This window comes from Dactylosporangium sp. NPDC000555, assembly GCF_040300025.1.
In the GTDB taxonomy this organism is placed as follows: domain Bacteria; phylum Actinomycetota; class Actinomycetes; order Mycobacteriales; family Micromonosporaceae; genus Dactylosporangium.
In genome coordinates this window covers 1-13,545 of sequence record NZ_JBEPDB010000086.1, presented here as the reverse complement: position 1 = coordinate 13,545, position 13,545 = coordinate 1, and the positions used below count along the sequence as shown (strand labels likewise).

15 protein-coding genes are annotated in these 13,545 nt (G+C 72.9%); 14 read left to right on the top strand and 1 reads right to left on the bottom strand.

What is annotated here, in order from left to right:
• Positions 1-26: 26 nt before the first annotated feature.
• The 8 genes from ABT297_RS35240 (at position 27) to ABT297_RS35205 (ending at position 8,359) form a co-directional block, all read left to right on the top strand.
• Positions 27-785, top strand: coding sequence for a TIGR03936 family radical SAM-associated protein (locus ABT297_RS35240; protein ID WP_502885697.1), 759 nt, complete (start codon positions 27-29; stop codon positions 783-785).
• 173 nt (positions 786-958) lie between these two features.
• Positions 959-3,784 carry an Rne/Rng family ribonuclease gene (locus tag ABT297_RS35235; protein ID WP_350556815.1) on the top strand — a complete coding sequence of 942 codons (2,826 nt, stop codon included), beginning with the start codon at positions 959-961 and terminating at the stop codon, positions 3,782-3,784.
• A 143-nt stretch (positions 3,785-3,927) separates the two neighbouring features.
• Entirely contained in the window at positions 3,928-4,242 is a 315-nt protein-coding gene (gene rplU / locus ABT297_RS35230) for a 50S ribosomal protein L21 (RefSeq protein ID WP_350556814.1), read from the top strand.
• An 11-nt stretch (positions 4,243-4,253) separates the two neighbouring features.
• Positions 4,254-4,511 (top strand): 50S ribosomal protein L27, encoded by a 258-nt coding sequence (gene rpmA, locus ABT297_RS35225; protein WP_350556813.1) that lies wholly within the window; start codon positions 4,254-4,256, stop codon positions 4,509-4,511.
• A gap of 91 nt (positions 4,512-4,602) precedes the next feature.
• Positions 4,603-6,051 carry a GTPase ObgE gene (gene obgE, locus ABT297_RS35220; RefSeq protein WP_350556812.1) on the top strand — a complete coding sequence of 483 codons (1,449 nt, stop codon included), beginning with the start codon at positions 4,603-4,605 and terminating at the stop codon, positions 6,049-6,051.
• A 203-nt stretch (positions 6,052-6,254) separates the two neighbouring features.
• Entirely contained in the window at positions 6,255-7,412 is a 1,158-nt protein-coding gene (locus ABT297_RS35215; protein WP_350556811.1) for a hypothetical protein, read from the top strand.
• A gap of 180 nt (positions 7,413-7,592) precedes the next feature.
• The gene (locus ABT297_RS35210) at positions 7,593-7,763 is read left to right on the top strand and encodes a hypothetical protein (RefSeq protein WP_350556810.1); all 171 of its coding nucleotides are present in this window, start codon (positions 7,593-7,595) and stop codon (positions 7,761-7,763) included.
• The gene (locus tag ABT297_RS35205; protein WP_350556809.1) at positions 7,763-8,359 is read left to right on the top strand and encodes a hypothetical protein; all 597 of its coding nucleotides are present in this window, start codon (positions 7,763-7,765) and stop codon (positions 8,357-8,359) included. The genes ABT297_RS35210 and ABT297_RS35205 overlap by 1 nt, the downstream gene beginning before the upstream one ends.
• Before the next feature lie 23 nt (positions 8,360-8,382).
• Here the strand turns inward: ABT297_RS35205 and ABT297_RS35200 are convergent, their stop codons facing one another.
• The gene (locus ABT297_RS35200; RefSeq protein WP_350556808.1) at positions 8,383-8,601 is read right to left on the bottom strand and encodes a DUF397 domain-containing protein; all 219 of its coding nucleotides are present in this window, start codon (positions 8,599-8,601) and stop codon (positions 8,383-8,385) included.
• 106 nt (positions 8,602-8,707) lie between these two features.
• Between ABT297_RS35200 and nadD the strand changes: the two genes are divergently transcribed.
• The 6 genes from nadD to ABT297_RS35170 all read left to right on the top strand — a co-directional run bounded on the left by nadD (position 8,708) and on the right by ABT297_RS35170 (position 13,052).
• A complete protein-coding gene (gene nadD / locus ABT297_RS35195) occupies positions 8,708-9,301 on the top strand; it encodes a nicotinate-nucleotide adenylyltransferase (protein WP_350556807.1) in 594 nt (197 codons plus the stop codon).
• An 80-nt stretch (positions 9,302-9,381) separates the two neighbouring features.
• On the top strand, positions 9,382-9,765 hold the full coding sequence (gene rsfS, locus ABT297_RS35190; RefSeq protein ID WP_344614223.1) for a ribosome silencing factor: 384 nt from the start codon (positions 9,382-9,384) through the stop codon (positions 9,763-9,765).
• A gap of 79 nt (positions 9,766-9,844) precedes the next feature.
• Positions 9,845-10,444, top strand: a complete 600-nt coding sequence (locus ABT297_RS35185; RefSeq protein ID WP_350556806.1) for a histidine phosphatase family protein — start codon at positions 9,845-9,847, stop codon at positions 10,442-10,444.
• A 101-nt stretch (positions 10,445-10,545) separates the two neighbouring features.
• Positions 10,546-10,944, top strand: coding sequence for a hypothetical protein (locus ABT297_RS35180; RefSeq protein ID WP_350556805.1), 399 nt, complete (start codon positions 10,546-10,548; stop codon positions 10,942-10,944).
• A 197-nt stretch (positions 10,945-11,141) separates the two neighbouring features.
• On the top strand, positions 11,142-12,014 hold the full coding sequence (locus tag ABT297_RS35175) for a DegV family protein (RefSeq protein WP_350556804.1): 873 nt from the start codon (positions 11,142-11,144) through the stop codon (positions 12,012-12,014).
• A gap of 105 nt (positions 12,015-12,119) precedes the next feature.
• Positions 12,120-13,052: a ComEA family DNA-binding protein gene (locus tag ABT297_RS35170; protein WP_502885696.1), complete on the top strand. Its 933-nt coding sequence runs from the start codon at positions 12,120-12,122 to the stop codon at positions 13,050-13,052.
• Positions 13,053-13,545: the final 493 nt, after the last annotated feature.

The following is a 13,545-nucleotide window of genomic DNA, read 5'->3' as shown; positions in this document are numbered from 1 at the left end:
GGCTGCGGTACGCCAAGCGCGGCCCCCTGCGCTTCACGTCCCACCGCGACTTCGCCCGCGCGTTCGAGCGGGCGCTGCTGCGGGCCAACGTGCCGATCGCGTACTCGCAGGGGTTCACGCCGCACCCGAAGGTCTCCTACGCCTCCGCCGCGCCGACCGGGGTGGCCAGCGAGGCGGAGTACCTGGAGATCGGCCTGCGGGCGGTGGTCGACCCGGCGCGGCTGCGGGTGGCGCTCGACGCGGCCCTGTCGCCGGGGCTGGACGTGATCGAGGCGGTCGAGTCGCCGCTCAACGGCGGCGGCAGCCTGGCCGACCTCATCGACGCGTCGAGCTGGCGGATCGAGCTGCCCGGGATCGCCGCGCACGCCGCCGACGCCGCCGTGCGCGTATTCCTCGACGCGCCCGAGGTGCTCGTCGAGCGCCTCACCAAGCAGGGCCGGCGGACCTTCGACACGCGTGCCGCGGTGGTCCGGCTGGGCTGCTCCGGCGCTGGTCCCGGGCACGAAGAACTGTCGGATTCCGCCGTCGGTGACGTACCTTCCGAGGTCACCGACATACCGTGTGCGATACTCGACCTTGTCGTGCGGCAGGTAACCCCGACCGTGCGACCCGACGATGTGCTGTCCGGTCTGCGCGTTGTAGCCGACCTGGAGCCGCCGGTACCGCCCCGTGCGACCCGACTGGCTCAGGGAGTGCTGACCGAGCAGGGCGACCTCGTCGATCCACTCGCCCAGGCTGGCGTTGGGGATCGGCCGGTGGCCGTCGTGGGGACTTCGTCGCTGTAGACGACGGGTGATCCGCCAGGTGGCGGAGCGCCGGTCGCCCGGGCGCGAGGTTGGCAGACTTTCGGCGGATCGTCCGCGCGAGCGGATACCTCCGCCGGCACAACATATATGCGGTGCCCCCGTGTGGCTGCGTTGCTACGCGCCCGGGAGCGCCAGAACTGGAGAACGTCCGCATGTTCGACAACGAGTCGGCGAGCGGCGACACCACCGGCGCGGAGCCGGTGGCTGCTGCCACAGCCAGCGAAGCAGATAACACCGCCCCTGTCCGGCGCACGCGCCGCCGGGCCACGAAGGCCGCCGCCGAGCCACCGGCCGAGGCCCCGATCGAGGCCGAGGCCGCGGCAGAGGTCACCGCCGCGCCGGAGGCCGCTCCTGCCCCCGCCACCACCCGCCGGAGGCGGAAGGTGACGGCGAGTGCCGAACCGGCCGAACCGGCCGAACCGGCCGAGTCCGGGCAGCAGGAGCTGCCGATCGAGGCGCCGCCCGCCCCGGTCAAGGCCACCCGCGCCCGCCGCAGCCGCGCGAAGGTTGTCGAGGCGCCGCCCGCCGAAGAGCCGCCGGCCGAGCTGCCGGTCGCGGAAGAGCCGGTCGCCGTCGAGCCGGTCGCCGAGGAACTCTCCGCGCAGGAGCCCGCGGAGGACGCCGAAACGCCGGAGGAGCTCGAGCCGCCGGTCGTCGAGGCGCCGCCGGCCCGCCGGGGCCGCCGCGCCGCCCCCGTCCAGCTGCTGTTCATGCCGCCGAGCGAGCAGGTCGCGCCCACCCGGGCCGAGCGCGCGGACTTCGCCGAGGAGGAGGAGCTCGCCGAGGAGGAGCCGGCCGGCCGCGGCCGTCGCCGGCGCCGCAGCCGGGCCGCCGCCGAGGAGGTTTTCACGGAGGCGCCGGTCGACGTGGCCGTCGAGGCCCCGGCCGAGACCGATGAGGCGGAGGCAGACGAGGACGAGGACGACGAGGGCCTCGATGCCGGAGCCCGCCGTCGTCGCCGCCGGGGCCGCCGTGGTCGTGGCCGCGGCCGGGGTCCCGCCGGCGAGGAGCTGGACGAGGCCGAGTCGGACGCCGACACCGAGGCGGAGGCCGAGGACGAGGAGGCGGAGGCCGAGGCGTCCGCCGACGAGGAAGGCGAGGACGACGGCGAGGGGCTGACCCGCCGCCGGCGCCGCCGCCGCCGGAAGGGCTCGGCCGACGCCGAGGTCGGCGACGACCCGCACGTGGTCGTGAAGATCCGCGAGCCGCGCACCGCCACCCGCGACCGCGACGAGGTGCAGGGCGTCTCCGGCTCGACCCGGCTGGAGGCCAAGCGCCAGCGCCGCCGGGACGGCCGCGAGCAGCGCCGCACGCGCCCGCCGATCCTGAGCGAGTCGGAGTTCCTGGCCCGCCGCGAGGCCGTCGACCGCACGATGGTCATCCGGCAGAAGAACGACCGCACCCAGATCGCGGTGCTCGAGGACAAGGTGCTCGTGGAGCACTACGTCACCCGGGCGTCCTCGAGCTCGATGGTCGGCAACGTCTACCTCGGCCGGGTGCAGAACGTGCTGCCCAGCATGGAGGCGGCGTTCGTCGACATCGGCCGGGGCCGCAACGCGGTGCTCTACGCCGGCGAGGTCAACTGGGACGCCACCGGCCTGGAGGGGCGCACGCGCACCATCGAGCAGGCGCTGAAGTCCGGCGACTCCGTGCTCGTGCAGGTCACCAAGGACCCGATCGGCACCAAGGGCGCCCGCCTGACCAGCCACATCGCGCTGTCCGGGCGGCACCTGGTGTACGTGCCGCACGGCAACGCCTCCGGCATCAGCCGCAAGCTGTCCGACGTCGAGCGCAAGCGCCTGCGCGACGTGCTCAAGAACCTGGTCCCCGACGGTGCCGGCGTGATCGTGCGCACCGCGGCCGAGGGCGCCTCCGAGGACGACCTGGCGCGCGACGTCAAGCGCCTGCAGGCGCAGTGGGAGGCCATCCAGGAGAAGTCCTCCGGCAGCAGCGCCCCGGCGCTGCTCTACGAGGAGCCCGAGCTGGTCGTCCGGGTTGTCCGGGACCTGTTCAACGAGGACTTCCGCGAGCTGGTCATCCAGGGCAACGACGCCTACGACTCGGTCGAGCCCTACCTCTCGCACGTCTCGCCGGACCTCGTAGACCGGGTGCACCGCTACACCGGCACCAACGACGTCTTCGCCGACCTGCGCATCGACGAGCAGCTGATCAAGGCGCTCGACCGGCGGGTGTTCCTGCCCTCCGGCGGCAGCCTCGTCATCGACCGCACCGAGGCGATGACCGTGATCGACGTCAACACCGGCAAGTACACCGGCGCCGGCGGCAACCTCGAGGAGACGGTCACCCGCAACAACCTCGAGGCGGCCGAGGAGATCGTCCACCAGCTGCGCCTGCGCGACCTCGGCGGCATCATCGTGATCGACTTCATCGACATGGTGCTCGAGTCGAACCGCGAGCTGGTGCTGCGCCGGCTGACCGAGTGCCTCGGCCGGGACCGGACCAAGCACCAGGTCACGGAGATCACGTCGCTCGGCCTGGTGCAGATGACCCGCAAGCGGGTCGGCCAGGGCCTGCTGGAGGCGTTCAGCGAGACCTGCGAGGCCTGCAAGGGCCGCGGCCTGATCATCCACACCGAGCCGATCCCGGAGAAGCGCGGCGCCGGCGCCGGCGGACACAGCCACGCGGTGGCGAAGGTCGCCTCGGCCGCTGGGGACTCATCGAGGGGGGCCGGCGTCACCACCGGCGTCGAGGAGGCCGACGTGCCCGCTCCGCGCAGCCGGCGGCGCGGCCGTCGCGGCGCCACCGCGGTGGTCGAGGAGGCCTCGGCGGAGGAGGAGAGCGCCGGCGGGGCCGTCGAGGCCCCGCACGTGGTCGAGGACGTCCAGGAGGAGGCGGAGTTCACACCCATCGCCTCCGAGGACGACCCCGACAACGTCGACGACGAGGACGAGTCCGCGGGTAACGGCGCCCGGCGCCGGACCCGCCGGGGTGGCGTCCGCCGCCGGACCCGCCCCTGATTTGGGGAGTACGCCGGCCATGGCGTACTCTCTCTAAAGCGCACTTTCGTGCGCAGGGTCTTTCGCGTGCCTCTGCCCGGTGTTCCGGCGGAGGTGCCAGCCCGAACCAGCCCGCCAGTAGCTACGACAGGAGTCCGCGTCCCATGTACGCGATCGTCAAGACCGGCGGCAAGCAGTACAAGGTCGCCGAGGGCGATGTGATCGAGGTCGAGAAGCTCGCGGGCGAGCCGGGCGATGCGCTGACGCTCTCCGCTGTCCTGCTTGTCGACGGCGAGGATCTCATCACCGATGTGGCCGCGCTTGCCAGCGCCGCGGTGACCGCAGAGGTCGTCGCGCACACCAAGGGTCCGAAGATCCGGATCCACAAGTTCAAGAACAAGACCGGCTACCACAAGCGCCAGGGTCACCGTCAGCCGTTGACCCAGGTGAAGGTCACCGGCATCTCCACCGGGAAGTAGGGCTAAGCGCGATGGCACACAAAAAGGGTGCGTCCAGCTCGCGGAACGGGCGCGACTCCGCCGCCCAGCGGCTCGGCGTGAAGCGGTTCGGCGGTCAGCTGGTCAACGCGGGCGAGATCCTCATTCGCCAGCGCGGCACCAAGTTCCACCCGGGCGACCTTGTCGGCCGCGGTGGCGACGACACGCTGTTCGCGCTCGCCGCCGGTCACGTGACCTTCGGCACCAAGCGCGGCCGCAAGACGGTCAGCATCACGCCGGCCGAGGGCTGAGTTCGTTCAAAGCGCGGCGGGCAGGGGGCATACGAGCCTCCGGCCCGCCGTTGTTGTGTTTGCCATGTAGTTGCTTGATGGGGAGTTCGCGGTGACCTCGTTCGTTGACCGGGCCGTGCTGCACGTGAGGGCCGGCGACGGCGGTCACGGCTGTGTGTCGATCCATCGGGAGAAGTTCAAGCCGTTCGGCGGGCCGGACGGCGGCGACGGCGGGCACGGCGGCAGCGTCACGCTGGTCGTCGACCCCGGCGTACACACGCTGCTGGACTTCCACTTCCACCCGCACCAGAAGGCTCGCAACGGCAACGGCGGGGCCGGCAACCACCGCGACGGCGCCAACGGCGAGACGCTCGCGCTGCGGGTGCCCGACGGCACCGTCGTGCAGACCCTCGACGGCGAGACCCTCGCCGACCTGGTCGGCGCCGGCACGCAGTTCGAGCTGGCCCGCGGCGGGCGCGGCGGGCGTGGCAACGCGTCCCTGGCCAGCACGCGACGCAAGGCACCCGGCTTCGCCGAGCTCGGCGAGCCCGGTGAGGGGCTCGACGTGGTGCTCGAGCTCAAGAGCGTCGCCGACGTGGGCCTGGTGGGCTTCCCGTCGGCCGGCAAGTCGTCGCTGATCGCGGCCATCTCGGCGGCCCGGCCGAAGATCGCCGACTACCCGTTCACCACCCTGGTGCCCAACCTGGGCGTGGTGCAGGCCGGCGACGACACGTTCACCGTCGCCGACGTGCCCGGGCTCATCCCCGGCGCCGCCACCGGCAAGGGCCTGGGCCTGGAGTTCCTTCGGCACATCGAGCGCACCGCGGTGCTCGCCCACGTCGTCGACACGGCCGCGCTGGAGACCGAGCGCGACCCGCTCTCCGACATCGACGCCATCGAGGCGGAGCTCGCCGCGTACGGCGGGCTGGAGGACCGGCCGCGGCTCGTCGTGCTCAACAAGATCGACGTGCCCGACGGCCGTGATCTCGCCGACATCGTGCGCCCCGAACTGGAGGCGCGCGGCTACGCGGTGCATCAGGTCAGCGCCGTCACCCACGAGGGCCTGCGCGAACTCATCTTCGCCCTGTTCGAGCTGGTCAAGCAGCATCGGCTGGCCACGCCGCCGCCGGAGCGCACCCGGATCGTCCTGCGCCCGGTCGCGGTCGACGACAGCGGGTTCACCATCGAGCGCGACGCCGAGGGCGTATACGTGGTGCGCGGCGGCGCGCCGGAACGCTGGGTGCGCCAGACGAACTTCGACAACGACGAGGCCGTCGGTTACCTCGCAGACCGGCTCGCCCGGCTGGGCGTCGAGGCGGCGCTGAAGAAGGCCGGCGCGCACCCCGGCGATCCGGTTCGCATTGGCGTACGTGAGTTCGATTGGCAGCCGAACCTGTTCGTCGAGGAGGAGTTCGTCCCCGGCAACCGGGGCACCGACTATCGCCTTGAGGAGTCGGGCAAGCGCGTCGGCGCGGCCGAGCGCAAGGCCATGCGCGCCGCCCGCCGCCGGCCCTACGAGGAGCTGGAAGTCTCCTCCACGAGCGACACCGAGGATTTCTAGCAGCGTGACGGTGGCCGGGAAAAAGGCCGCGTGTACGCGGTGGACCCGGCCGCCCGCCACCTGATTGTGCGGATCTGCCGGTTATTGGCCGATTCCGTCGTATGGGCCGTATGTACACAGCCCGCTCGGCCTGTGCTACGAAAAACTTGTGATTGCTCCCGAGCCCATCGCGTCCGAGCTCACCTGGGGCTAGTGTCTGGTCGGTGGGCATCCTCGAGCGGCTGACCCGACCGACCCGTTCACCACGGGAGCGCTTCGCCGGCCAGGTGCTGGCCGAGCTGCGCAGACTCGGATTCACCGACGCCGAATTCCGCCCGAACCAGTTCGCCATCGTGTGCGAATGCGGCCAGGACGCGTACAGCACGCTCTTCCTGTCGAAGGCATTCACGCAGTACCAGCGCGGCCAGCGAAGTCCCAGCGACCGGAGACAGTTCGTGCGGGAGTTCGTGGCGCACAGCCTCGCCCCGCCCGCTCAGCCGGCGACGTTCGCCGAGGCGCTGCCCGACCTGCGCCTTGCCCTGCGCCACGCAGCCCGGGGCACCCGCACGCTGCGGCGGCCGGCGCTGCCGCACCTCGACGAGGTCGTCCTCGCCGGCGAGGTGCCGCTGCACATCGACAGCCCGGCGCGGTGGGGGGTGAGCGCGGAGGAGATCTTCGCCGCGGCCCATCACCGCACGCTGGCCCGCGCGGAGCTGCCCGCCGCGGCGGGATTCTTCGGGCCTTCGGTACTGCACGTGCCAGACTACGGCGGCGAGCAGCTGGTCTCCTGGGTCCTGCTCGACGGCTGGCTGGCCGAACTCGACGAGCAGGTCGGCGGGCGGGCGGTCGCCTTCCTGCCCAGCACGCTGATGCTGCTCGTGTGCGCCGACGAGCCACGCCTGGTCGAGCAGCTGCACGAGCTCGCCTCCGACGAGTACGCGCGCACCCCACGGCCGCTGTCGCCGATGGCCTACACCACCGACGACGAGGGGCGGGTCGTGCCGTTCCTGCCCGAGCGCGGGCATCCCGCCTACCCGGCCGCGGCCCGGGCCGCCAGCCGGCTCGCGGTCGACGTCGCCGAGCACCAGCGTCGGACGCTGGGCGACCGGCGGCTGGCCGAGGCCGTCCTCGCCACCCGGCCGGACGGATCGGCGTTCACGACGGCCACCTGGACGGTCGGCACGCCGACGCTGCTGCCCGCCGTGGATCTGGTGGGCGTGTCCGTGCCGGGCGAGCGGGTGTTCCAGGTGCCGTGGGCGCTGCTGGCCGAGGCCGACCTGCTGATCGAGGAGATCGACTACCGGCCGGCCCGCTTCAGCGTGGCGTCGTCGCCGTCGCCGGCCTCGCTGGGCTACCTGAGGGAGCGCGCCGTCCGCTGGTGAGGCCAGCGCGTGCCGCACCTGGCTGAGCTGTCGAGCGGTGCAATGCGACAAAAGTTCGAGCTTACATCGGTCTCCTTCGTTGCCGCCACGGTCGGCGACGGGTTCCCCGCTGGCCCCTCCCAAGCGGCGTTTTCTGGTGTTCTCTTGACCCCGGGAAGGGACCGACGGGGGGAGGAACCTGTGCATCGGAACATCGATGAGGAACGGGCCTGGCTGCGGCTGGAGTGCCCGGTGTGCCGGGGCTGGCTCGGCGTGCCGGCGGACGTGCCGCGCGGGCTGCCGGCCGAGCGCGTGGCGCGGCGGATCGACGCGTTCACGCACCGGCACCGGGCGTGCGGGCGGGAGCTGTGATGCGACTGCGGCAGTTCCGGCTGCTGATCGTGGGCGAGCCGGCCGATTCCGCGGCGGACGTGCTGTTCGACCGGGCCGACGACGCGTGCGTGGAGGTGCTGCCGCCGTCCTACGCCCCGCCGGGGGCCGCCGGCTCGGCGCCGGCCGCGGGCCGGGCGCCGCGCGCGTTCGACGGGCTGCCGGGCGGCCTCGCACCGGCGGACCCCGGCGGGCGGGTCGCCTGGGTCGCGTTCGACCGACCGGCGCCGACGCTGATCGACGCGGTCGTGTCGGGGGTGCGTGATCTCGACGGGGCCGGGCTCGTCATCGCGGCGGCGATCGCCGACGATCCGCTCGTCACGCTGGAGACGATCGGCGAGCGGCTGGACCGGCCCGCGGGGGTGGTGCGGTCCTGGGATCTGCCCGAGCCCGTGTTCGCGCACCCGAGGCGGCCCGTGTACGACTGGACCGAGGTCGCGCGGCGGCTGGCGGCGCGGCGGGTCTACGCGCCGCCCGACGACGAGGCGACCATGGAGGCGGTGACGCTGACCCTGCGGGTGCGCGAACTCCGGCCGCGGCTGGAGCGCACGGCGCCGCTTCGGGCGCTGCTCTGCTGAAGCCGGAGGAGTTCGGGCGGGCGTCAGGCGTCGAACTCGCCGTCCTTGGCGCCCGCCACGAACGCTTCCCACTCGGCCTCGGTGAACACCAGGATGGGGCTGCCCGGGTCGGCGCCATTGCGCAGCCCGATCAGATCGTCGACGAACGCCACTTCGACGCGGCTGCCGTGACTGTCGCCGGGGGCCGAGCGCCAGACGGCACGCGACCGGTCGAACTCGCCTTTGGGGTGAGGCAGCGTCATGGGCGTCACGCTACCGCTCCCGCCGCGGCGCCGGTGGCCGAGGGATGTACCCGGGGTGACGAGGGGCCCGGCGCCGGAGGTCCGTCCTGATCACTACGATGCGGTGATGCGCGTGGGCATCATGGGTGGCACATTCGACCCGATTCACCACGGACACCTCGTGGCGGCCAGCGAGGTGGCCGACCTGTTCGGTCTCGATGAGGTCGTCTTCGTCCCGACCGGGCAGCCCTGGCAGAAGAGCGAGGTCGCGGTCAGCCCGGCCGAGGACCGATACCTGATGACCGTTATCGCCACCGCCTCCAATCCGCGGTTCACGGTCAGCCGGGTCGACATCGACCGCGGTGGGCCGACGTACACCGTGGACACGCTGCGAGACCTGCGAACCTCCTACGGCGCCGACGCCGAGTTGTTCTTCATCACCGGCGCGGACGCGCTGGGCAAGATCCTTTCGTGGAAGGACGCCGCCGACCTCTTCGAGCTGGCGCACTTCGTGGGCGTGACGCGGCCGGGCTTCGAGCTCAACGCGGAGCACCTGCCGCCAGACAAGGCGAGCCTGGTGCGGGTCCCGGCGATGGCGATCTCGTCCACGGACTGCCGGCGGAGGGTCGAGGAGGGCAAACCGGTGTGGTATCTGGTGCCGGATGGCGTCGTGCAGTACATCGCAAAGCGCGGTTTGTACCGAAAAGTCGGCAACAACTGAGCAGCAAAATGTCGTACCCGCGTGAGAGGCTGGAACCAGCCCGGTGAACCTGGCCGGGAAGGTCCGACGAAAGGAGTCCGGTGCCCGCCACTGAGCGTGCCCGCGAGCTGGCGCTCACCGCTGCACAGGCGGCCGCCGACAAGAAGGCCGAAGACATCGTCATCCTCGACGTGGCCGACCAACTGGTCATCACCGACGCGTTCCTGCTCGCCTCCGCACCCAACGAGCGCCAGGTGCTCTCGATCGTGGACGCGATCGAGGAGCGCCTCGTCCAGTTGCCGGAGAAGGCCAAGCCGGTGCGCCGCGAGGGCGAGCGCGGCGGGCGGTGGGTGTTGCTGGACTACGTCGACATCGTCGTGCACGTGCAGCACACCGAGGAGCGGGAGTTCTACGCGCTCGACCGGCTGTGGAAGGACTGTCCGCAGATCGAGTTCGTCGACCGCGACCTGCCCGCGTCCGCATGAGGCTGCGCCTGGTTGTGCGTCCGCAAGGCGTGACGTCGCACCCACCCGCGTGTTCGTGTGGCCGGCCGGGGGTGGCGGTGTGACGCTGCTCATCCTCTGGCGGCACGGGCAGACGGAGTGGAACGCGGCAGGGCGGATTCAGGGGCAGACCGACACGCCCCTGTCCGCGGTCGGGGTCGAGCAGGCCCGGGAGAGCGCGCCGCGCGTGGCCGCCCTCGGGCCGACGGCGCTCGTCGCGAGCGACCTCACGCGGGCGGCCACCACGGCGGCGGCGCTGGCCGAGGTGTCGGGGCTGCCGGTGACGCACGATCCACGGCTGCGCGAGCGGAGCTTCGGCCAATGGGAGAGCCACACCCACGCCGAGGTGACGCAGCGCTGGCCGGAGTCGTTCGCCCGCTGGCGCCGCGGCGAGGAGGTCGGCGACGCCGGCGTCGAGGAGATCGACGCGGTGGCGAAGCGGATGGTCGCGGCGCTGCAGGAGGCGGTCGACACGGCCGCGCCCGACGCGGTGATCGTGGCCGCGACGCACGGCGCGGCGGCCCGGTTCGCGACGATCGCACTGCTCGGCTGGCCGATGGACCTGGCACCGACGCTGGGGGCGCTGCACAACTGCCACGCCACTCACCTGCGCCACGACCCGGTGCGCGGCTGGACGTTGCAGGCCCACAACGTGTCCTGATCGTTGCCCGCCGCGCTTCACGTCCTGTGATGCGTTGCGGCGCCGACCGGATCTTGGGACGGGCAGCGGAACCCGGGGCGAGGCGCTAGCGTCAGAGGATCATGAGTTTTCGGTTCGTCACGTTGATCGTGCTCGCCGGGATCGGGCTGGGCGGGCTGGCCGGTTGCGGCTCGTCCGGTTCGTCGGAGCCGGTCAGCGCCCCGCCTCCGTCCGTCGCCCCGCCGTCCTCGGGGCCACCCCCATCCGCCGGGGCGTCGATCCGGCCAGCCGACCCGGTGCCGTCCGGGTCGGCCATGGCCCTCCGCGGCACGATCAAGGACGGCGTCGAGGCGGGCTGCGTGCTGCTCGCCACCGACTCCAAGACGTATCTGCTCGTCGGCGGCGACCGGGCGGCGCTGAAGAGCGGGGCGCAGGTGACCGTGTACGGGACGCCGCAGCCCGATCTGATGACCACCTGCCAGCAGGGCACACCATTCCAGGTGACCCGGATCGAGCACTGAGGCCTGCGCCGAAGCAGGGGTCGGAGCGAGGCGAGGCTCAGGCGCCGGCCGGGGCCGCGCCGGGCCAGCCTTGGCGAGGCGTCTGAGCCCGCCGCAGCCCTACCATCCACTTCGACACAGGCCCTGAGGGTGAGACGGCGCTGAGTCGGCACGGCTCTGGTGGGCCGGGGTGGGCCGGAATCGGCTACGGTGCGGTGATGACCGGCCAACACCCCGCCGTCTCCGTGGTGACCGACTCGACCGCGTATCTGCCGCCGCTGCCCGTCAGCGGCGAGCCCGGCAGGCGGCTCACCGTCGTGCCGCTCGCCGTGGTCGTCAACGGCGTTCCCGGCCTGGAGACCGTCGACATCGACTCCGCCACGGTCGCCGAGGCGTTGAACGCCCGGCGGGTCGCCGTGACCACGTCCAGGCCGTCCCCCGAGGCGTTTTCCCAGGTGTACCGTGAACTGCTCGACTCCGGCGCGGACACCGTGCTGTCGGTTCACCTGTCGGCGCGGCTCTCGGGGACCTATGACGCCGCCGTGCTCGCCGCCGCGGAGTTCGACGGCAAGGTCGAGGTCATCGACACGCAGTCGACCGGAATGGGGCTCGGCTTCCCGGCGCTGGCCGCCGCCGATGCCGCCGCGGCCGGCGGGACGCTCGCCGAGGTTCGGCAGGCGGCGGTGGACGCGGTGGCGCGTACCACCACCCTGTTCTATGTCGACACGCTCGAGTTCCTCCGCCGGGGCGGCCGGATCGGCGCGGCCGCGGCGCTGCTGGGGACCGCGCTGGCGGTGAAGCCGATCCTGCACACCACCGAGGAGGGCGTGGTGGTGCGGGAAAAGGTTCGCACCGCGAGCCGTGCGCTCGCCCGCCTTGTCGACATCGCCGCCGAGTCCGCCGGTGACGCGGACGTGGACATCGCGGTGCACCACCTCGCCGCCCCGGATCGCGCCGACGCGTTGCTGACCACGCTCAAGGAGCGGTTGGGCGAACGGCTGCGCGGGGCGTATCTGACGGAGGTCGGCGCGGTGGTCGGCGCCCACGTCGGGCCGGGCATGGTCGCCGTGGTGGTCCACCGGGTCGCATAGCAGATCAACCGCCGTTTCGGGGGTTATCCACAAGCGGCCGGTTATCCACAGATTCGGCGTCCGGGCCGAGCGCGACACCCCGCGTCCGGCCTAACCTGCCGGGTCATGTGGCGCTCAGACGACTACGACGACGGTTCGACGGCCTCAACCCGCCTGGCTCGCGTGACGGCCCTGCCACCTGGCGAACCCGATGTTTCGGAAATGTCGGATGCAACGCCGGAGGGTGCGGCGGCCGGCTCGCGGGAGGGATCGCCGAGTGCGGCGGCCGGGCCGTGGGAGTGGCCGGAGGACGCGGAGGCGGCCTATCCGTGGGATCGGACGTTCCGCGGCCGGCGAAGACCGGCGAAAGAGGAACGGCGGGGAGACGAACTCGAGGCCGGCGCACGGGGCGGGCAGCCGGGGTTCGAGGAGGTGTTGGAGCCGGGGCGGCGGTCGGCGTTCGCGGCGTTCGATCCCGGCCGGCGCGGGGTACGGGTCCTGCTGGTGGTGGCCGGGCTGGTGGTGTGCATCTCGGCCGGGGTCGTGTGGTGGTCGCGGCCCCGGGTCACCCCGGCACCGCAGGTCAGCTCGGGGTCGCCGGCCGCCGCAACGTCCAGCGCGCCCGCGATGCTCGTCGTCTCGGTCGCCGGGCGGGTGCATCGGCCGGGGCTGGTGCGGCTGCCCGCCGGATCGCGGGTGGCGGACGCGATCGAGGCGGCCGGCGGGGCGGTGCCGGGCGTCGATCTCACCGGGGTCAACCTCGCCCGCAAGGTCGTCGACGGGGAGATGATCGCGATCGGGGTAACGCCGGCACCGGGGCCGGCGGGTGGCGTGAACACCGGTGGCGCGGGCGGGGCGGGCGGCGCGGGACCGGTCAACCTCAACACCGCGACCGTGGCCGAACTGCAGACGCTGCCGGGCATCGGGGACGTGCTCGCGCAGCGGATCGTCGAGTTCCGCGACCGGCACGGCGGGTTTCGGTCGGTGACCGACCTGCGGCAGGTCGAGGGGATCGGGGACGCGAAGTTCCGGCAGCTCAAGGAGCGCGTGACGGTATGAGCGCGGACATGCGGCTCGCCGGGGCGGCGCTGGGCTGCTGGTTCGCGGCGATCGCGGCGCTGTTCGTACCGGCCGGGGCCGGCTGGGCGATCGCGGGGGTCGCCCTGCTCGTGGCCGTGACCTGGCCCGCGGCGACGACCCGCGTCGGGCGGCGGCCCGGACCCGTCCCCGCGCCGCGACGGGTCCCGGCGGACGGGCGGGGCACTCATGCCGGGCGGCCTTCGAGGCCGATCCCCGGGCCACGATGGAGGCGGAGTTCTGGGCCGCAATGGGGGCGGAGTTCCGGGCCGATCCCTGCGCCGCGACCGGGTTCGGTGGTCGGGCAGCGTCGTGGGCCGGGCGTCGCGCCGCGACAAGTCTCGGCGGACGGGCGGGGCATCCATACCGGCCGGCGTTCGGGGCCGATCCCTGCGCCGCGACCGGGTTCGGTGGTCGGGCAGCGTCGTGGGCCGGGCGTCGCGCCGCGACAAGTCTCGGCGGACGGGCGGGGCAT

Coding starts and splice junctions, on each gene's coding strand:
- ABT297_RS35205 (WP_350556809.1), top strand. CDS start 7,763: ATGCGACTGCGGCAGTTCCGGCTGCTGATCGTGGGCGAGCCGGCCGAT.
- ABT297_RS35175 (WP_350556804.1), top strand. CDS start 11,142: ATGACCGGCCAACACCCCGCCGTCTCCGTGGTGACCGACTCGACCGCG.
- ABT297_RS35200 (WP_350556808.1), bottom strand. CDS start 8,601: ATGACGCTGCCTCACCCCAAAGGCGAGTTCGACCGGTCGCGTGCCGTC.
- nadD (WP_350556807.1), top strand. CDS start 8,708: ATGCGCGTGGGCATCATGGGTGGCACATTCGACCCGATTCACCACGGA.
- ABT297_RS35235 (WP_350556815.1), top strand. CDS start 959: ATGTTCGACAACGAGTCGGCGAGCGGCGACACCACCGGCGCGGAGCCG.
- rpmA (WP_350556813.1), top strand. CDS start 4,254: ATGGCACACAAAAAGGGTGCGTCCAGCTCGCGGAACGGGCGCGACTCC.
- ABT297_RS35170 (WP_502885696.1), top strand. CDS start 12,120: ATGTGGCGCTCAGACGACTACGACGACGGTTCGACGGCCTCAACCCGC.
- rplU (WP_350556814.1), top strand. CDS start 3,928: ATGTACGCGATCGTCAAGACCGGCGGCAAGCAGTACAAGGTCGCCGAG.
- ABT297_RS35180 (WP_350556805.1), top strand. CDS start 10,546: ATGAGTTTTCGGTTCGTCACGTTGATCGTGCTCGCCGGGATCGGGCTG.